Annotated in this window: 16 protein-coding genes; 5 read left to right on the top strand and 11 right to left on the bottom strand. The window is 72.6% G+C overall.

Translation table 11 applies throughout. From position 1 onward, the window contains the following. Positions 1 to 375 precede the first annotated feature (375 nt). On the top strand, positions 376 to 1,026 hold the full coding sequence (locus LG396_RS37430) for a hypothetical protein (protein ID WP_018853429.1): 651 nt from the start codon (positions 376 to 378) through the stop codon (positions 1,024 to 1,026). 36 nt (positions 1,027 to 1,062) lie between these two features. On the opposite strand, the gene LG396_RS37425 is transcribed toward LG396_RS37430, so the two are convergent. The 3 genes from LG396_RS37425 to LG396_RS37415 all read right to left on the bottom strand — a co-directional run bounded on the left by LG396_RS37425 (position 1,063) and on the right by LG396_RS37415 (position 3,207). Next, positions 1,063 to 1,662, bottom strand: coding sequence for a hypothetical protein (locus LG396_RS37425; RefSeq protein WP_225798115.1), 600 nt, complete (start codon positions 1,660 to 1,662; stop codon positions 1,063 to 1,065). Positions 1,663 to 1,784: 122 nt separating this feature from the next. Continuing rightward, complete coding sequence (gene rnhB, locus LG396_RS37420; protein WP_225798114.1) at positions 1,785 to 2,498, bottom strand: ribonuclease HII; 714 nt, start codon at positions 2,496 to 2,498, stop codon at positions 1,785 to 1,787. A gap of 70 nt (positions 2,499 to 2,568) precedes the next feature. Continuing rightward, positions 2,569 to 3,207, bottom strand: a complete 639-nt coding sequence (locus LG396_RS37415) for a TetR/AcrR family transcriptional regulator (protein ID WP_100300951.1) — start codon at positions 3,205 to 3,207, stop codon at positions 2,569 to 2,571. A 114-nt stretch (positions 3,208 to 3,321) separates the two neighbouring features. On the opposite strand from LG396_RS37415, the gene LG396_RS37410 reads away from it, so the two are divergent. After that, the gene (locus tag LG396_RS37410) at positions 3,322 to 4,869 is read left to right on the top strand and encodes an MFS transporter (RefSeq protein WP_026277009.1); all 1,548 of its coding nucleotides are present in this window, start codon (positions 3,322 to 3,324) and stop codon (positions 4,867 to 4,869) included. A 73-nt stretch (positions 4,870 to 4,942) separates the two neighbouring features. Here LG396_RS37410 and LG396_RS37405 read toward each other — a convergent pair whose 3' ends face one another. From LG396_RS37405 to LG396_RS37395, 3 genes are read right to left on the bottom strand one after another with little or no spacing between them, the layout of a single operon-like run. After that, entirely contained in the window at positions 4,943 to 6,037 is a 1,095-nt protein-coding gene (locus tag LG396_RS37405) for an ADP-ribosylglycohydrolase family protein (protein ID WP_225798113.1), read from the bottom strand. Positions 6,038 to 6,072: 35 nt separating this feature from the next. Further along, complete coding sequence (locus LG396_RS37400) at positions 6,073 to 6,678, bottom strand: YdbC family protein (protein WP_018853431.1); 606 nt, start codon at positions 6,676 to 6,678, stop codon at positions 6,073 to 6,075. Between the two features lie 53 nt (positions 6,679 to 6,731). Further along, entirely contained in the window at positions 6,732 to 7,154 is a 423-nt protein-coding gene (locus LG396_RS37395) for a RidA family protein (protein ID WP_225798112.1), read from the bottom strand. Between the two features lie 94 nt (positions 7,155 to 7,248). Between LG396_RS37395 and LG396_RS37390 the strand changes: the two genes are divergently transcribed. Continuing rightward, positions 7,249 to 8,151 (top strand): LysR family transcriptional regulator, encoded by a 903-nt coding sequence (locus LG396_RS37390; protein ID WP_225798111.1) that lies wholly within the window; start codon positions 7,249 to 7,251, stop codon positions 8,149 to 8,151. Positions 8,152 to 8,157: 6 nt separating this feature from the next. Here the strand turns inward: LG396_RS37390 and LG396_RS37385 are convergent, their stop codons facing one another. The 3 genes from LG396_RS37385 to nrdR all read right to left on the bottom strand — a co-directional run bounded on the left by LG396_RS37385 (position 8,158) and on the right by nrdR (position 13,470). Next, positions 8,158 to 9,276, bottom strand: coding sequence for a hypothetical protein (locus LG396_RS37385; protein ID WP_225798110.1), 1,119 nt, complete (start codon positions 9,274 to 9,276; stop codon positions 8,158 to 8,160). A gap of 568 nt (positions 9,277 to 9,844) precedes the next feature. Continuing rightward, the gene (locus LG396_RS37380) at positions 9,845 to 12,727 is read right to left on the bottom strand and encodes a vitamin B12-dependent ribonucleotide reductase (protein WP_225798109.1); all 2,883 of its coding nucleotides are present in this window, start codon (positions 12,725 to 12,727) and stop codon (positions 9,845 to 9,847) included. 149 nt (positions 12,728 to 12,876) lie between these two features. Beyond that, positions 12,877 to 13,470, bottom strand: coding sequence for a transcriptional regulator NrdR (nrdR, locus tag LG396_RS37375; RefSeq protein ID WP_018838106.1), 594 nt, complete (start codon positions 13,468 to 13,470; stop codon positions 12,877 to 12,879). 524 nt (positions 13,471 to 13,994) lie between these two features. On the opposite strand from nrdR, the gene lexA reads away from it, so the two are divergent. Then, positions 13,995 to 14,786, top strand: coding sequence for a transcriptional repressor LexA (gene lexA, locus LG396_RS37370; protein WP_026276438.1), 792 nt, complete (start codon positions 13,995 to 13,997; stop codon positions 14,784 to 14,786). Positions 14,787 to 15,150: 364 nt separating this feature from the next. On the opposite strand, the gene recX is transcribed toward lexA, so the two are convergent. Next, the gene (gene recX, locus LG396_RS37365) at positions 15,151 to 15,762 is read right to left on the bottom strand and encodes a recombination regulator RecX (protein ID WP_225798108.1); all 612 of its coding nucleotides are present in this window, start codon (positions 15,760 to 15,762) and stop codon (positions 15,151 to 15,153) included. Positions 15,763 to 15,765: 3 nt separating this feature from the next. Beyond that, complete coding sequence (gene recA, locus LG396_RS37360; RefSeq protein WP_037745238.1) at positions 15,766 to 16,899, bottom strand: recombinase RecA; 1,134 nt, start codon at positions 16,897 to 16,899, stop codon at positions 15,766 to 15,768. Positions 16,900 to 17,150: 251 nt separating this feature from the next. Between recA and LG396_RS37355 the strand changes: the two genes are divergently transcribed. Next, the gene (locus tag LG396_RS37355; protein WP_225798107.1) at positions 17,151 to 17,876 is read left to right on the top strand and encodes a class I SAM-dependent methyltransferase; all 726 of its coding nucleotides are present in this window, start codon (positions 17,151 to 17,153) and stop codon (positions 17,874 to 17,876) included. The last annotated feature ends 270 nt before the right edge of the window (positions 17,877 to 18,146 follow it).

Here is an 18,146-nt window from a genome sequence, read left to right as displayed (position 1 = left end):
CACCGACAGTCAGCCACCTCACGCACGGTGATTGCTGCGGAAAGGCAGTTGGACACCGGTTGGACACCGGCCCGGCCGCGACCGGCGGGGCCGACCGAAGCGGCACGAATGCGGCACAAAAGCGGCCCCGAAGCAGCCAGGAACCGGCCCGCCGACAGCCCGCCCACGACCTGCCAACGGCCCGCGCCGGAGCCGCCCGGCGGCCGGAGAAGATGGAACTGTCGACAATGCCGCATTGCCGCAGGCCAGTTCGGCGAGGAGAATTGAGGTTCGCTCCCAGCGCCGGCCCGGTCCCCCGGGCTGTTCGACGCTGCGCGCTCACGCCCGTTCACCCCCGCCGCGCGTTCCGTACGCCCCCAGCCCCAGGGAGGGCCCTTGGTCTTCGGCCCCGCCACCGGCGACACCGGCCCGTCCGGCCGCATCCTCGAACCTGCCGAGTGGGCGGCGGCCGGCATCCCGCTGCTGCGCAACCCCCGCGAGATCGTCACCGGCCTGCACTCCCGTCACCGGCCCGCGCCGCAGACGGCGGTGATCGCCGTGCTCGACCCCGACGAGCGGCTGCGCGCGAGCGCGTCGCTGACGCGGCGCGAGACGGGTCTCCCGGAGGCCGTCGCGGACGGCTGGGACCTGCGCAACGCGCTGCTGGCCCGGCTCCGCCGGGTCATCCCGCACGACCTGCGCCGCCGCTTCCCGGTCCGTACGGCGGTGCTGCTGTACTGCCGCGGCGGGGACGCGGGCTGGACGGAGGAGGACGGCGCGTGGATGTGGGGGCTGCGGGACGCCTGCACGTTGCACGGGCTGCGCTGCGGCGCGTACATCACGCTCACCGGGGGCGGCTGGCAGGTGCTGGGCGAGGGCCGGGGCGGGCGCCGCCCGTACGCGGGCGGCCCGCCGGCGGACGCGGAGTTCACCGCGGTCGAGCCCGCGGAACAGGCGGGCACGGCACCGGGTCCGCGCACGCTGCAGCCGCCGCCCGCGGCACCGCAGGCGGCGGAGGCGGAACCGACCATCTCCTGGGCGGTCTGAACCGCCCGCGCCCCGCCCGCGAGCGGGGCGCGGTCCTCAGACCGAGACGCCCAGGATTCCGTTGATGTAGTCCGCGTCGCCGCACAGGATCAGCAGCGCCGCCGCGCGCGTCATGGCCGCAGGCAGCGCCGTGGCCGTCGCGTCGTCGCCACCGCCGTTGACGGCGACGACGACGACCGGCCGCCGGGCCAGCCGTTCCGAGGCCGCGGCGGAGGCGTAGAAGACGTCGTCCCCCGCGGCTTCCTGGGCCCAGTAGCCGTCCTCGCCGAACGACAGCTCGTGCGTCGCCCAGGGGTGAAGCTCACCGGTGGTGAGGACCAGGATCTCGGCCGGCGCGCGGCCGGACTCCAGCAGCAGGTCGACGGCTTCGTCGGCGGCGTCGACGGCACCGTCGGGCGTCGCGGGGATCAGTTGGAGCTGCGGACCGGCAGCGGGCCTGCCCTGGCCGGCGGCGGGCGCGGGACGGGCACCGGGAGCGGTGGCTCCGGGCGCGGTGGCACCGGGGCCGCGGCCGCCGGGGCCGGAACGGGAGCCGCCACGCGGCCGTGCGGGTCGGGGACCTGGGATGGGGCGAGGGGGCGCACTGCGGCCCGTGACGCTCTCGTGGGTGGGAGAGTCCTCGGCAGGGAGAGGCATGGGCGCATGTCTATCAAACAGCTCTGACAAGCACATCAGCGGGTGGGCCACTGAATGGCCCGGCCGCCCTGCGCGCCGCGCCCGCGGCGGGGTCCGCGACCCCGACTCCCGGGCGCCCGGCGTCAGATGTCCAGCCCCAGTTGCCCGGCCGCCTCCAGCTCCGCGGCCTCGGGTGCGAGCCGCGGCCGCTTCAGGTGCTGCCACTTCGCCAGCGCGTCCATGTACGCCCAGGAGAGCCGGTGCTGGGCGGTGGGCCCGTACTCCTGGAGGGCGGCGCGGTGCACGGGCGAGGGATAGCCGGCGTTGTCGCCGAACGCGTACGGCTCGTACTCCGCGCGCTCGGCGCCCAGTTCTGCCATGCGGGCGTCGCGGTACACCTTGGCGAGCACGGACGCGGCGGCGACCGCGACGCACGACTGGTCGCCCTTGATGACCGTACGGGCCCGCCAGGGCGCCCCGAGGTAGTCGTGCTTGCCGTCGAGGATGACGGCGTCCGGCCGTACGGGCAGCGCCTCCAGCGCCCGGCCGGCGGCGAGCCGCAGGCACGCCGTCATCCCCAGTTCGTCGATCTCCTGCGACGAGGCGTGGCCCAGCGCGTGCGCGGTGACCCAGCCCGTCAGCTCGGCGGACAGCTCCTCGCGCCGCTTGACGGTCAACAGCTTGGAGTCCGTGAGGCCTTCGGGGGCGCGGCGCAGGCCGGTGACGGCCGCGCACACGGTGACCGGCCCCGCCCACGCACCCCGGCCCACCTCGTCGACGCCCGCGACGATCTTGGCGCCGGTGGTGGCGCGAAGGGAGCGCTCGACGCGGTGGGTGGGCGGCTCGTAGGGACTCACAATGCCAGCTTACGACCCGGGCCCGGGCGCCTCACGCCCACCCGTGCGGTCCCCGCACGCCGCCCCGCCGTCACTCCGCGTGCAGCAGCGGCACCATCACCTGGTCGACCATCTCGTCCATGTCCTGTTCGCTGAGGTCCCGGCCGGTGGTCTTGTGGCGGTACATCATCATCGCCGGGAGCACGTCCAGCACCAGGTCCCCGTTCACCTCCGGGCGCACGTCCCCGCGTTCGACGCCCCGGCGCAGCAGTTCCGCGATGAGCGCCTTGCCCGGGTCGATGATCTGCCCCATGACCACCTCGTGGAACTGCTCGGCCTGCTCGCGGTCGCACTCGTCGAGCACGGCGCGCAGCGCCTGCCCGCCGCTGGAGTACATGCGATCGCGCAGCGCACGGCAGAACTCGGTGAGGTCGGCGCGCAGGCTGCCGCGGTCCGGCTGCGTCTCCAGCGGCGGCACCCCGGCCCGCAGCGCGTCCTGGACGAGCTCCGACTTGGAGGCCCACCGCCGGTAGACGGCGGCCTTCCCGGTCTGTGCGCGGGCGGCGACGCCCTCGATCGTCAGTCCCTTCCAGCCGGCGACGCCGAGCTGTTCGAGGGCGGCTTCCAGGATGGCGCGTTCGAGTACGTCGCCCCGGCGGCGTACTCCGCCCGCCTGGCTCTGGCTGGTCTCGGTGCACGCTCCGGGAGCGGTCCGGCGCGAACTACCCATATCGGTCTCTCCATTAGCGGCCATAGTGAACGCTTGCGTTCCCTCGCGGGTGCGCCTACGCTCAGCTCATCAGTGAACGCTACCGTTCACTATTTCACATGTATGGGGAACATGGTGACAACCTCTCAACTAGCGAACGGGCGGGAGACGGGCAAGGCTCCTCGTGGTGACCAGCGCAACATGGCGCTCGTCATCATCGCCGCCTGTCAGCTGATGGTCGTGCTCGACGCGACGATCGTGAACATCGCCCTCCCACACATCCAGAGCGATCTGGACTTCTCCACCACCGGCCTGACCTGGGTCGTCAGCGCGTACACCCTGACCTTCGGCGGCCTGCTGCTCCTCGGCGGCCGAGCCGGGGACATCCTCGGCCGCCGTCGCGTCTTCTCCTTCGGCATCGGACTGTTCATCGTCGCCTCCCTGCTCGGCGGCTTCGCGCAGGAGCCGTGGCAGCTGCTCCTGGCCCGCGCACTGCAGGGCGTCGGCGGCGCCATCGCCTCACCCACCTCGCTCGCGCTCGTCACCACCACGTTCCCCGAGGGTCCCGAGCGCAACCGGGCGTTCGGGGTGTTCGCGGCGGTCTCCGCGGGCGGCGGCGCCATCGGCCTGCTCGCCGGCGGCATGCTGACCGAGTGGCTCGACTGGCGCTGGGTGCTCTTCGTCAACGTCCCCATCGGCGTGCTGATCATCGCCGCCGTCCCCCTGTACATCAACGAGTCGGAGCGGCACCCCGGACGCTTCGATATCTCCGGCGCGCTGACGTCGACCCTCGGCATGGCCGCGCTCGTCTACGGGTTCATCCGCGCCGCCGAGGAGGGCTGGCGCGACAGCCTGACCATAGGCTCGTTCGCGGCGGCGGTGATCCTGCTCGTCGCGTTCGTCTTCGTCGAGCGCAGCGCGAAGGACCCCATCACGCCGCTGAAGATGTTCGCCGACCGCAACCGCTCCGGCACGTACGTGATCATGCTGAGCCTGGCCGCAGCCATGTTCGGCATCTTCTTCTACCTCGTGCTGTTCGCGCAGAACGTCCTCGGCTACAGCCCGATCAAGGCGGGCGTGGCGTTCCTGCCGATCACGGTGGCGATCGTCGTCAGCGCGGGCCTCGCGCAGCGGTTCCTGCCGGTGCTCGGGCCCAAGCCGTTCATGGTCGGCGGCTCGCTCATCACCGCGGTCGGCATGGGGTGGCTGGTGTTCCTGGACACCGACAGCACGTTCATGGGCGGGGTGTTCGGGCCCGAGATCGTCTTCGGCTTCGGCATGGGCATGAACTTCGTGACGCTCACCATCACCGCCGTCTCCGGCGTCGCGCTGGAGGAGGCGGGCGCCGCCTCCGGCCTGCTCAACGCCACCCAGCAGGTGGGCGGCTCGCTCGGCCTGTCCATCCTGACCACCGTGTTCGGCACGGCCAGCAGGGACGAGGCGAAGGAGCAGATCCCGTCATTCATGGCGCAGGCCACGCCCGACCAGAAGGCGGTCTTCGAGAAGACCGGCGAGCTGCCCCCGCCGTGGGGGCAGAAGGTCCTCGCGGAGGGCATGTCCATGGGGTTCGTCGCGGCCACGGTCATGGTGCTGCTCGCCGTGGTCGTCGCCGTGGTCGCCATCAAGGTGCGCAAGACCGACCTGGAGGCGCTGTCCGGCGCGGCGGGACCGGGCGTCGCCTGACGCGGCGCCCCCGAAAGCCGGTGGCCCCGCCAGTAGCGGGGCGGGGCCACCGGGTCGTCCCGTCCCCGGTCCGTCAGGCGTCCGCGGCCGCCGGCACCCACGCCGGCAGCGGCTCCACGTGCCGTACCCACGCGGCCGGCGGCGCCCCGGCCGCCGAACCCGCGAGCACTCCGCCGACTATCGCGCAGGTCGTGTCCACATCCCCGCCGGCCTGCGCGGTCGCCCAGAAGGCGCCCGCGAAGTCGCCGAGGTGCCGGGCGGCCGACCACAGCGCGAACGGCACGGTGTCGTGCGCGCTGGTACGGCGGCCGTTGCCCAGTACGGCAGCGACCGTGGCGACGTCGTCGTAGTCGAGCATGTCCCGTGCGCGGCGCAGCCCTTGGGCGACGGCGCTGCGCGGCACGAGCGCGATCACCTGGTCGAGCAGCGCGGCGCCGGAGGCCGGCCGGGGCGCACCGGGCATGGGGTCCGCCGTGGCGCCCGGGGCGCCGTCGGGGCCTTCGGGCCCGTCGGCGGCCAGCGCCGCCGCCGCGGCCACCGCCATGCAGCCGGCGACGGCCTCGCGGTGCTGGTGCGTGACGTACGACGAGACCTCCGCCTGCCGTACCGCCTCCTCGGCGTCCCCCGCGTACCAGGCGCCCAGCGGCGCCACCCGCATCGCCGCCCCGTTGCCCCAGGAGCCCTGCCCGTCGAAGAGGGCCGCGGCGAGGCGGCGCCAGTCCTCGCCGTCGCGCACCTGCCGCAGGATCCGGTTCACCGCGCGCCCGTAGCCGCGGGGCCCGCCGGCGTTCTGCCGGCCGGCGAAGGACGCCGCCAGCGCGTCCTGCTCGACGCGGCCGTGCGCGGCGAGCACCGCCACCACCGACGCCGCCATCTCCGTGTCGTCGGTCCACCGCCACGGCGCGGGCGGCAGCTCGCGGCGGGCCAGGAGCGGGAAGGTGCCGGGCTCGGTGTACCGGGCGCCGAGCGCGTCGCCGACGGCCAGCCCGCGCAGGCTCGCGAGAGCACGCGCCAGGCTCGCGTCACGCCCGCGCGCCCCCGGATCGCCGGGCACGCGGGCACTCCGGCCCGGGCCGGCCGCCGTGGCCGTGACCGGGGCCGGTTCCTGGGCGTCGTCCCGCGGCGCGGACGGGTCCGGCGGCGGGGCGGAAGCGGAGTCCGGTGTCATCTCGGGCACAGCGTAGCGGCCGGGCGGGCGGGCGGTCAGACGGTCCAGGAGGTCTCCAGATCCACTACGTCCCCCGCCAGCGCCGCCACGTCCGCCGCGGTCTGCGCGCGCAGCGCCAGCCGCTCCACCCGCTCCTCGCGGTACTTGCCGTGTTCGGCCTCCGCCCACCACAGCGACAGCACCAGGAACTCCCCCTCCCCGGACTGCCCCAGCACCCCCCGCAGCATCCCCGGGGACCCCGCCATCGCCGGGTTCCACACCTTCTCCTGCATCAGCGTGAAGTGCTCCACCCGCTCCTCGCGCACCCGGCAGTGTGCGAGCCGCATCACGTCCGCGCCGTCGAACCGCGGCTCGAAGCCCACCTTCACGTCCATCCGGTGCTCGAAGAGGCGGACCCGCATGTCGCGGAACGTGCCGAGCTGGGCCGCCGCGAGCCGGTCGTGGGAGCGGGCCATGAACGAGTCGTACAGCGCCCTGCTCTCCCAGAAGGCGATGAGGTGCACCACACCCTCGCGCGCGCGGCTCCAGCCCCCGCCCTGCCCGAGGAAGCCCGGTTCACCGGGCAGCCCCGCCCACTTCCGCTGCCCCCGCTCGAAACCCCGGCGGTCCACCACGGTGCAGCGAATCCACTTGACCAGCACCGCGCCATCGTACGGCCTGGCTCAGCGGCGATCACCGGCGTGCGAGCGGCAGTTCACGCCCCCTGGCCGCCGGTCACCGCCGCGACGACCTCCACCTCCAGCAGCGCGCCGTCCCGGAAGAGCCGGGAGACCTCGACGGTGGTGCTGGACGGCGGCGGGCCGGGGAAGTACCCGCGGCGCACCTCGGCGTACTCGGCGAGCAGACCCATGTCGGTGACGAACGAACGGATGTTCACGACGTCCGCGAACGTGCCGCCGTGCGCGGCGAGGACCACCCCCAGGCTCTCCATCACGTGCCGGGCCTGCGCGCGCATGTCCCCGGGCCCGACGACCCGCCCGTCGGCGTCCAGGGCGACCTGCCCGGAGACGAACAGCAGCGCGGCGTCGCCGCCGAGACCGAGGCGTACGACGTGGGAGAAGTGGCCGGCGGGCGGCGGGACTGCGGCGGGGTTGTCGAAGGTCTTCTGCAGCGTCATGGCCGGTACGCTAGGCGCCCACGAGCCATCCGACCAACGAATGTCTCGCATGCATAGGATGCGTGAACCGCATGCCTCACTCCGGGAGCGCCGCATGGACACCGCCTGGCTGGAGGTCTTCCGCGCCGTCGCCCGCCACGGTTCCTTCACCGCCGCGGGCACCGAGCTGGGCTTCACCCAGTCCGCCGTCTCCCGGCAGATCGCCGCGCTGGAGGCGGAGTTCGGCGCCCCGCTCTTCGACCGGCTGCCGCGGGGCGTACGGCTGACCCAGCAGGGGCGCCGCGCCCTCGGCCACGCCGAAGCCGCCCTCGACCGCCTCTCCGACGCCCGCCGCGACCTCGCCGCCCTCGACCGGCTGGCGGCCGGCCGGCTTCGGCTGGGCTCCTTCGCCACCGCGGACGCCGCTCTCGTACCGCGTGCGCTGGCGGCGTTCGCCGCCGACCATCCCGGCGTGCACGTGACGCACGTCGAGGGGTACAGCCGCGACCACGTCGCCGCGCTGGCCGCCGGCGCGCTGGACCTGGCAGTGGTGTCGGGCTACCCGGAGCAGGTGGCGGCGTACGAGGCGGTGGAGCTGACGCACCTGCTCGACGACCCGGTGCTCGTCGCCCTGCCGGCCGGCCACCGGCTGGCCGGCGGCATCCGCCCGCTGCGGCTGGCGGACCTGGCCGGCGAGAGCTGGGTCGCGGGCAGCCACACGCCGGAGGAGACGCTGATCAGCGCCTGCCTGCGGCAGGGCTTCCGGCCGCGTATCGCCTACGTCGCCCGGGAGTGGACCGCGAAGTTCGGCTTCGTGGCGGCCGGCCTCGGCCTCACCCTCGTCCCCGCTCTCGCCGCCGGCGCCCTCCCCCGGGGCGTGGCCCTGGCGGCCCTCCACCCCGACGACGCCCCGACGCGCACCCTGCACACGGCCATCCCCCGCACCACGGCCCACCCCCCGTCGGTCACCGGCTTCCTCCCCTACCTGCGCCGGGCCGCCGGGGAGGTGACGGGCTGACAGGGGCTACCGCGGGCCCTGCCGCGGCGGCGGGCCGGTGAACGCGCGCAGCCGTCGGCCGGAGGCCGTCCCGGCGAGTTCCACCATCCGCGGGTCCCCGTCCGTGAGGGCGCTCCTCGCCGTGCCGCACCAGTCCTCGCGGTCGAGAAGAGCCAGATAGCCGTCCCTGTGGGTCTGCCACCTCCCGATCGGCCCGACCGAACCCGCGTCGCCGTCCCCGCCCAGGCTGCCGGCGAGCAACGCGGCGACGAAGTACCGGCCCACGGACGGCCCTACGCGCTCCAGGTGCCGCAGATGCCCGCCGAGCACCGCTTCGGCGTGCGGGTAGCGCGAGAGGGTCATGCCCATGCCCTGGCTGTACGTCAGCAGGTGGAGCAGCCTGCCGGTGTGGTCGACGATCTCGTCGTCCACGGTGGACTCGGCGATGGCTTCGTGCAGGGCGGCAGTCTCGGCGACCTGGCCGACGAAGTAGGCGTTGAGGAAATCACCGTCGCAGGCCTTGCGGAGGAGCCAGGGCCGGGCGCGTGGATCGCCGAGCCGGCAGAGGGCCTCGACGACGTAGACCCGGCCCCATCCGGCGACCCGATCGGCGAGCCAGAGCAGGGAGTCGGTGCCTCCGGGCAGTTTCTCCAGGGCCCGTGCGGCCAGTGGGCCGAAGCGGTTGGAGAGCAGGCCGATGGTGTGGATCAGCGGGATGTCGTCGACCGTCCCCAGTGCCTCGACCAGGGCGAGCCCGATGGTGACGGAGCACCTGTCAGGCGAATGCCGCACGAGCCACCGGCCCGTCCGGAGGGCGCGTTCGCGATCGGGCGCCCGGTGGGCAGCCGCGGTGATGTGCTCGTTGCTGTGGATGGGGATGTAGAGGTCGTGAAAGACGTCGACGAGGTCGTTCGGTTCGGTGGAATCCCGCGCGAAGTGATCGTCCAGGACGGACGCCGCGTCCAGCCCGATCCGGTTTCGGTCCTCGGGCGCTGCCCGGCGGGGCCGACGGCGGTGCGACCGATCGTCCGGATACGGTTCCCCGTCACGCGGGAGTGGCCGGCCGGGTGCGGACTTGTGCAATGCCAGCGCATGGTCGAAAAGCGCCTGGGCTCCGGGAGACTTCGTCCCGGTCGTCTCGCTCATCGGCGGACGGTGAGCTCGTTTCTCTCGATCACGGCGAGGAGGATCCCACGCCGAAACGGACGCCACAAGCGCTTATTTCCCTCACGGTCGGACCTCGACCACGCCTCGGTGCTGGGCCGGCTCCGGAGTGACCACGCGCAGCACAAGATGATTCAGGTCAGGCGGCACGCGATGATGTTCCCCGGGCCGGAGTCGCTTGTCTCGCCATTTCCGCACGGCGATTCCGTGGCCGGACCATCCGCCTGGAGCCCGACGCCCCCGCGATACGGCCAGGCCCGGCGCCGGAGCCGGGCCCACCGGCCCGTTCCGACGGGGTCACCGGGCAGTGCGCGGAAGCTGTTTCGGCGTACGGGTGGTCGGTGTCGGATGCAGCACCCCGCTGGCCCCAGTGGCGCCCCTCCATGGGAAGTCAGGGAGCGCTGCGAGGGATCGTCCGGCAGCCTGCAGCGATGCCGGGATCGCCGACGGGGTGCCTACCAGTGCGCCGTCGGGTCGAGACGCCGGAGAGGGCGCCGACCGATGGTCGGCGCCCTCTCAGCAGCAGATGCTCACTTTCGCGTCAGACGGGTCAGCTGCAGCCGCTGGTCGAGCCGCAGCCCTCGCAGATGTAGCAGCTTCCCGCCCGCTGCATCTTCGTGCCGCACGAGAAGCACAGCGGTGCGTCCGCCTGGATGCCGAGCTGCATCTCCACCAGCTCCGCCGAGGTGTGCGCCTCCTGCGGGGCCGGCTTGGCCTGCTCCATCGTCACCGGCGGTGTCGGGAGGGGGGCCGGCTCGCGGGGGGCGGACTGGGCCAGGCCCTCGACGTCCAGTTCCTCGTCCGTCGGCTCGTACGAGCCCGTCTCCAGGTGCCGCTCGCGCTCCTCCGCCGAGTGGATGCCCAGCGCCGAGCGGGTCTCGAACGGCAGGAAGTCCAGCGCCAGGCGGCGGAAGATGTAGTCGACGATCGACTGCGCCATCCGCACGTCCGGGTCGTCCGTCATACCGGCCGGCTCGAAGCGCATGTTCGTGAACTTCGAGACGTACGTCTCCAGCGGCACCCCGTACTGCAGGCCCACCGAGACGGCGATCGAGAAGGCGTCCATCATGCCCGCGAGCGTCGAGCCCTGCTTCGACATCTTCAGGAACACCTCGCCCAGCCCGTCGTCCGGGTAGGAGTTGGCGGTCATGTAGCCCTCGGCGCCGCCGACGGTGAAGGACGTGGTGATGCCCGGGCGGCCCTTGGGGAGGCGGCGGCGCACCGGGCGGTACTCGACGACCTTCTCCACGGCCTCGCGGATCGTCTCCTCCGCCTTGTCGGCGACCTTGTCGGCCTCCTTCTTCTTCGCCGACAGCGGCTGGCCGACCTTGCAGTTGTCGCGGTAGATGGCGAGGGCCTTGAGCCCCAGCTTCCAGCCCTCGTAGTAGACCTCTTCGATCTCCTCGACGGTGGCCTTCTCCGGCATGTTGACGGTCTTGGAGATGGCGCCCGAGAGGAAGGGCTGCGTGGCGGCCATCATCCGGACGTGCCCCATCGGGGAGATGGCCCGGTCGCCCATGGCGCAGTCGAAGATCTCGTAGTGCTCCAGCCGCAGCCCGGGCGCGTCGATGACGCTGCCGTGCTCGGCGATGTGCGCCACGATCGCCTCGATCTGCTCCTCCTGGTACCCCAGGCGCTTCAGCGCCATCGGCACCGTCTGGTTGACGATCTGCATCGAGCCGCCGCCGACCAGCTTCTTGAACTTCACGAGTGCCAGGTCCGGCTCGATGCCCGTCGTGTCGCACGACATCGCCAGGCCGATGGTCCCCGTGGGGGCCAGCACCGACGCCTGGGCGTTGCGGTAGCCGTGCTTGTCGCCGAGGCGGACGACGTCCTGCCAGGCCTCGGTGGCGGCGGCCCAGACGGGGGTGTCCAGGTCGTCCATGCGCTTGGCCTCGCCGTTGGCGTCGGCGTGCTGCTGCATGACGCGCTTGTGGGCGGTGGCGTTGCGGGCGTAGCCGTCGTACGCGCCGACGGCGGCGGCCAGTTGCGCGGAGCGCTTGTAGGCGGTGCCGGTCATCAGGGAGGTGATGGCGCCGGCGAGGGCGCGGCCGCCGTCCGAGTCGTAGGCGTGTCCGGTGGCCATGAGCAGCGCGCCGAGGTTGGCGTAGCCGATGCCGAGCTGGCGGAAGGCGCGGGTGTTCTCGGCGATCTTCTGGGTGGGGAAGTCGGCGAAGGAGATGGAGATGTCCATCGCCGTGATGACCAGCTCGACGACCTTGGTGAAGCGCTCGACCTCGAAGCTCTGCCGGCCGTCGGCGTCCTGCTTGAGGAACTTCATCAGGTTCAGCGAGGCGAGGTTGCACGAGGTGTTGTCCAGGTGCATGTACTCGCTGCACGGGTTGGAGGCGGTGATGCGGCCCGACTCCGGCGCGGTATGCCAGTGGTTGATGGTGTCGTCGTACTGGATGCCGGGGTCGGCGCAGGCCCAGGCGGCCTCGGCCATCTGCCGGAACAGCTTCTTCGCGCCGATCTCCTCGATGACCTCGCCGGTCATACGGGCCCGCAGGCCGAACTGCGCGTCGTTCTCGACGGCCTTCATGAAGTCGTCGGTGACGCGCACGGAGTTGTTGGCGTTCTGGTACTGCACGGAGGTGATGTCGTCGCCGCCGAGGTCCATGTCGAAGCCCGCGTCGCGCAGGGCGCGGATCTTCTCCTCCTCCGAGACCTTGGTCTGGATGAACGCCTCGATGTCGGGGTGGTCGACGTCGAGCACGACCATCTTCGCCGCGCGCCGGGTGGCGCCGCCGGACTTGATGGTGCCGGCGGAGGCGTCGGCGCCGCGCATGAAGGAGACGGGTCCCGAGGCGTTGCCGCCGGAGGAGAGCAGTTCCTTGCTGGAGCGGATGCGGGAGAGGTTGAGGCCGGCGCCGGAGCCGCCCTTGAAGATCATCCCCTCTTCCTTGTACCAGTCGAGGATCGACTCCATGGAGTCGTCGACGGAGAGGATGAAGCAGGCGCTGACCTGCTGGGGCTGCGGGGTCCCCACGTTGAACCACACCGGCGAGTTGAAGCTGAAGATCTGGTGCAGCAGGGCGTACGCCAGCTCGTGCTCGAAGATCTCGGCGTCCGCGGGCGAGGCGAAGTACTTGTGGTCCTCGCCGGCCTTGCGGTACGTCTTCACGATCCGGTCGACGACCTGCTTGAGGGTGGTCTCCCGCTTGGGGGTGCCCACCGCACCGCGGAAGTACTTGCTCGTGACGATGTTGACGGCGTTGGCCTCCCAGAACTCGGGAAACTCCACGCCGCGCTGCTCGAAGTTGACCGAACCGTCGCGCCAGTTGGTCATGACGACGTCACGGCGCGCCCACTCCACCTCGTCGTACGGGTGCAGACCGGGGGTGGTGTGGATTCGCTCGATGCGCAGGCCCTTGTTCCCCTTGGCGCCGCCCTTGCGGGAACTACGCGCCGGGCCGCTCGTCGTCTCTGTCATGCCGCCTCCCTATACGGGCGTGAACGCCCTGATGTGCCCGCGTCTTCCCGGGCACGGTTCCTGTTCTTGATCTGCTTGTTCCGCAGGCGGACGGCACGCTGCGGCGCGCACCGGCCGGGTGTGGATGACGGGGTGGCCCGCGGTGGGCGTCAGCCGGCCGCTCTGCCGGGTGACGGGACTCCGGGGGCCTCGCCGCGGCCGGGACTGCGGCCGGGGCCGGGCGCGCCGGGGTCGCCCGGCGCGGGAGGTGGGGCCTGGTCGTCCTGTCCGTCCGGGCCGCCGCTGTCGGCGGGGGGCCTGTCCGCGGTCCGCAACTGCGTGATGGCGTCCTCGAAGTCCTCAAGGGAGTCGAAGGCGCGGTAGACGGAGGCGAACCGCAGGTAGGCGACGAGATCGAGGTCCTGCAGCGGGCCCAGCATGGCGAGCCCGACGTCGTGGCTGGAGACCTCGGCGCTGCCGGTGGCCCGGATCGCCTCCTCGACCCGCTGGCCGAGCTGGGCCAGCGCGTCTTCGGTGACGGGGCGGCCCTGGCAGGCCTTGCGGACGCCCGTGATCACCTTGGCGCGGCTGAAGGGCTCGGTGACCCCGCTGCGCTTGATGACCATCAGGGACGCGGTCTCCACCGTGGTGAAGCGGCGCGAGCAGTCGGGGCACTGCCGGCGGCGGCGGATTGCTGCGCCGTCGTCGGTGGTGCGACTGTCGACCACCCGGCTGTCGGGGTGCCTGCAGAAGGGGCAGTGCATCGTTCTCCACCCTCCCCTTCTCGCGCACGGCACGTCGGTCCGGCGACCCCCCGCGGCCCGCCGGAGCAGGCTCCAAGCATATGGGATGCCCTTCCGCTGAGAGGAAGGGGGACCACAACTTGTGGGCTGCTGACACCCATCTAACCACTAGATCTGGGGTTTGGCTGCCATTGAGGGCCGAGAGCGTGTTGCCGCGCCGCGCGATCGGGCAGGACACGGGGCAGGACGCCGGACGGGACACCGGCGGGGCCCTGCGGGGTATCCGCAGCCTACGTGAGCGCACGGACGGAGACACCGGCGGGGAGAGGGTGACAAACTGGACGACACCCCTCCGAGGGCACAGGCCGACACGGAGCGGGCGGCGGGCTGCGGACAGCCATCAGGCCAGCGCTTTACACCCAGTTGATGGATCACGGAAGTGAAACCGAATTTTTTCACTCGAACGTGTGTTTGGCGCAACCTTTCGAAAGGAACTACCGTTGGTCCTACGAGAGAGAGACCCGTCTCGAGAGGGGCCCGCCGACGTGACCACTACCGCAGACACCACAGCCATCGCCGCCCACGAACGGCCCCAGCAGGCAGCAGAGCCGCAGCTCACGCCGCCTTCCGGGGACGGCCGTGAGGGCGAGGCGCAGCCACCCAAGCGCTCCATGCCCGGGCGCCCGCCGGGCATCAGGGCCGACAGTTCGGGCCTGACCGAGCGGCAGCGCCGGGTCATCGAGGTCATCCGCGACTCGGTGCAGCGCCGTGGCTACCCGCCGTCGATGCGCGAGATCGGCCAGGCCGTCGGCCTCTCGTCCACCTCGTCCGTCGCGCATCAGCTGATGGCCCTGGAGCGCAAGGGCTTCCTGCGCCGCGACCCGCACCGGCCGCGGGCGTACGAGGTGCGCGGGGCGGACACGCCCAGCACGCAGGCCGCCACCGACACCACGGGCAAGCCCGCCGCGTCGTACGTGCCGCTGGTGGGCAGGATCGCCGCCGGTGGCCCGATCCTGGCCGAGGAGTCGGTCGAGGACGTGTTCCCGCTGCCGCGGCAGCTCGTCGGCGACGGCGAACTGTTCGTGCTGAAGGTCGTCGGCGACTCGATGATCGACGCGGCGATCTGCGACGGTGACTGGGTCGCGGTGCGCCGCCAGCCGGTCGCCGAGAACGGCGACATCGTCGCCGCGATGCTGGACGGCGAGGCCACGGTCAAGCGGTTCAAGCGCGAGGACGGCCACGTGTGGCTGCTCCCGCACAACGCGGCGTACCAGCCGATTCCCGGCGACGAGGCGACCATCCTCGGCAAGGTCGTCGCGGTCCTGCGCCGGGTCTGAGACCCGGCGCGGCATATCCGGCCCGGGACCTGGCCCCGGGCCGCCGCCTTGCGCGGCGAGGAGTGTCGCGAACCGGCCGCGGCGGCGGCCGGACACGCGGGTACGGCGGAGGCTCGGCCTCCCCTACGGCCCGATTACACGTAGCGGGGTTCGGGCGGCGAGGACACCGCCCCCGGCCCGCGGCGGACCCGCGTCACTCCGGACTGCTCACCCTGCCGGGCCAGGCTCGTACGGCAGCACAGAGCCACCCCTTCCGCGCCGCCCTCGCGTCCGTCCTGCCGGCGACGTACGCCGACGCGCCCCGGGCCCCGGGTGATGGCCGTTTCCGGCGCCGTGGACCCCGCGTCGCAGGCCCTCCGCGCCGTCAGTCCTCCAGCAGGTCTTCCGTGTCCTCGCCCTCCGCCTCCAGGGCTTCCCGTACGACGCGGATCGCCAGCCCCTCCCCGTAGCCCCGGCGGGCCAGCATGCCCGCCAGGCGCCGGATCCGCTTCTCGCGGTCCAGGCCCCGGGTGGCCCGGAGCCTGCGGGCGACCAGCTCGCGGGCCTTCTCCTCCTCGGTGTCCGCATCGAGCCGGCCCACCGCCTCGTCGACCACCGTGGATTCGACGCCGCGGGTGCGCAGTTCGCGCGCGAGCGCGCGCCGGGCGAGGCCCCGGCCGTGGTGCCGGGACTCCACCCACGCGCCGGCGAACGCGGCGTCGTCGATCAGCCCGGCCGCTTCCAGGCGGTCGAGCACGGCCTCCGCCGCCTCGGCGTCGACGTCCCGCTTGGCCAGCGCGTCCGCGAGCTGCTTACGGGTGCGCGGCGACCCGGTGAGCAGGCGCAGGCAGATCGCCCGCGCGCGCTCCTCCGGGCTGAGCGACGACTCCCGCACCCTGCCCCCGGACGGCCGGGCGGCGCCTTCGGCCGGGCCGTCCCCGAACGGCGGGCGGCTGTCGTCCGGGGGCGGGAGCGGCCAGTCGGTGCGCCGGGCCACGGGTCAGCTCTTGGCCGCGGCCTTGGCCGCCTTCGCGGTCTTGGCCGGCGGCGGCACCGTCTTCTTCGCCGGGGCGGCACCGTCCTCGGCCGCAGGGCCGCCCGCCGCGTCCGCGGCCGGCTCGCTCTCCGTGCTCTCCGTCTTCGGGCCGATGCCCAGCTTTTCCTTGATCCGCCTCTCGATCTCGTCGGCCAGGTCGGGGTTGTCCTTCAGGAACGTCCGCGCGTTCTCCTTGCCCTGGCCGAGCTGGTCGCCCTCGTGCGTGTACCAGGCGCCGGACTTGCGGATGAAGCCGTGCTCCACACCCATGTCGATCAGGCCGCCCTCGCGGCTGATGCCCTGGCCGTAGAGGATGTCGAACTCGGCCTGCTTGAAGGGCGGCGCGACCTTGTTCTTCACGACCTTGACGCGCGTGCGGTTGCCGACGGGCTCCGTGCCGTCCTTGAGCGTCTCGATGCGCCGGATGTCCAGGCGCACCGAGGCGTAGAACTTCAGCGCCTTGCCACCGGTCGTGGTCTCGGGCGAGCCGAACATCACGCCGATCTTCTCGCGCAGCTGGTTGATGAAGATCGCGGTGGTCTTCGACTGGTTCAGCGCGCTGGTGATCTTCCGCAGGGCCTGGCTCATCAGGCGGGCCTGCAGGCCGACGTGGGAGTCGCCCATCTCGCCCTCGATCTCCGCGCGCGGGACGAGGGCCGCGACGGAGTCGATGACGATCAGGTCGAGCGCACCGGAGCGGACGAGCATGTCCGCGATCTCCAGCGCCTGTTCGCCGTTGTCCGGCTGGGAGAGGATGAGGGAGTCGATGTCGACTCCGAGCTTCTTCGCGTACTCCGGGTCGAGGGCGTGCTCCGCGTCGACGAACGCGACCGTGCCGCCGGCCCGCTGCGCGTTGGCCACCGCGTGCAGCGTCAGGGTCGTCTTGCCGGAGGACTCGGGGCCGTACACCTCCACCACGCGGCCGCGCGGCAGTCCGCCCACACCGAGCGCCACGTCGAGCGCGGTCGACCCGGTGGGGATGACTTCCACGGGCTCATTCGGCCGCTCGCCGAGGCGCATCACGGCACCCTTGCCGAATTGCCGTTCAATCTGGGCGAGTGCGGCGTCGAGCGCCTTCTCGCGGTCAGTCGCTGCCATGGGTTCCACCCGGGATGTCTGAGTCGATCGCTTCACGTCGACGACGCTAGCGCCTGCCACTGACAACGCGCCTCGCGTCGAGCCGGCCTGTGGAAAACCCCGGCCGAACCACCATGGGAACCTATGTTCGATTTTCCTGTCAACCCGCACCTCCGGACCCATCCGCCCCGCGCGCCTCCCGGCGCCCAGCGCAGGGCCGCGGCCTCAAATCCGGTCGCCTTCCCGCGCCGGCTCTGCGTACGTTCCCCCGCATGGCTGACGACTGCTTCGCACATCCGCGGCTCGCCGCGATCTACGCCCCGCTCCACCCGGACCGCGGCGATCTCGACGCATACCTGCGGATCGCGGACGAGCACGGCGCACGCAGGGTGCTGGACATCGGCTGCGGCACCGGGGTGTTCGCACTCCTCCTGGCCGACCGCGGAATCGAGGTCGTCGGCGTGGACCCCGCCCAGGCGTCCATCGATGTCGCCCGGGCCAAACCCGGCAGCGGGCGGGTCCGCTGGATCTGCGGTGACGCGACGGACCTCCCGCCGCTGCGGGCCGACCTCGCGACGATGACGGGGAACGTCGCCCAGGCCATCGCCGATCCGCAGCCCTGGCGGCAGACGCTGCGGGGGACGCACGCAGCGCTGCGGCCCGGCGGGCACCTGGTGTTCGAGACCCGTGATCCCGCCCGCCGCGGCTGGGCGGAGTGGACCCGCGAGAAGTCCCGCCGGGTGACGGAGATCCCGGGCGCGGGCCCCGTGGAGAGCTGGGTCGAGCTGACCGACGTGAGCCTGCCGCTGGTGACCTTCCGGTGGACCTACGTGTTCGCGACGGACGGCCTAGTGCTGACCTCGGATTCGACGCTGCGCTTCCGCGAGCGGGACGAGGTCGAGCAGGACCTGGTCGCGCACGGCTTCGAGGTGCGGGAAGTACGCGACGCCCCCGACCGGCCGGGGAGGGAGTTCGTGTTCCTGGCACGGCGCCCGTGACCGCCGGAGGCGTGGCGTGCTGACGCCGGCAGCACAGGGGCGCCTCTCGCGCTCTAGAGTCTGTCTTCGATCTCGCGTCGTTCGCCCGAAGGGCGGGCGGCGCGGCGTCTGGTGCGTGCGATCGCAAGGCGGAGGGCCGACCGCATAGTGGGCCTATTCGGTCGATCCCGACAACGCAGCGAGCGTGCGTGCCAGGCTCCCCCACAGCGCGCTGCGCGCACGTGGGCGGTGCCCCCAGCCGCAGACGCGAGGTCGAAGACAGACCCTAGG

It is taken from the genome of Streptomyces aculeolatus (genome assembly GCF_020400605.1).
GTDB lineage: Bacteria > Actinomycetota > Actinomycetes > Streptomycetales > Streptomycetaceae > Streptomyces > Streptomyces aculeolatus.
This window is presented reverse-complemented; position numbering and strand designations above follow the sequence as displayed.

Bases quoted from the DNA above. Each gene is read 5' to 3' on its own strand.
- LG396_RS37425 (WP_225798115.1), bottom strand. From the start codon at position 1,662: ATGCCTCTCCCTGCCGAGGACTCTCCCACCCACGAGAGCGTCACGGGC.
- LG396_RS37415 (WP_100300951.1), bottom strand. From the start codon at position 3,207: ATGGGTAGTTCGCGCCGGACCGCTCCCGGAGCGTGCACCGAGACCAGC.
- LG396_RS37405 (WP_225798113.1), bottom strand. From the start codon at position 6,037: ATGACACCGGACTCCGCTTCCGCCCCGCCGCCGGACCCGTCCGCGCCG.
- LG396_RS37395 (WP_225798112.1), bottom strand. From the start codon at position 7,154: ATGACGCTGCAGAAGACCTTCGACAACCCCGCCGCAGTCCCGCCGCCC.
- LG396_RS37390 (WP_225798111.1), top strand. From the start codon at position 7,249: ATGGACACCGCCTGGCTGGAGGTCTTCCGCGCCGTCGCCCGCCACGGT.
- LG396_RS37385 (WP_225798110.1), bottom strand. From the start codon at position 9,276: ATGAGCGAGACGACCGGGACGAAGTCTCCCGGAGCCCAGGCGCTTTTC.
- LG396_RS37380 (WP_225798109.1), bottom strand. From the start codon at position 12,727: ATGACAGAGACGACGAGCGGCCCGGCGCGTAGTTCCCGCAAGGGCGGC.
- nrdR (WP_018838106.1), bottom strand. From the start codon at position 13,470: ATGCACTGCCCCTTCTGCAGGCACCCCGACAGCCGGGTGGTCGACAGT.
- recA (WP_037745238.1), bottom strand. From the start codon at position 16,899: ATGGCAGCGACTGACCGCGAGAAGGCGCTCGACGCCGCACTCGCCCAG.
- LG396_RS37355 (WP_225798107.1), top strand. From the start codon at position 17,151: ATGGCTGACGACTGCTTCGCACATCCGCGGCTCGCCGCGATCTACGCC.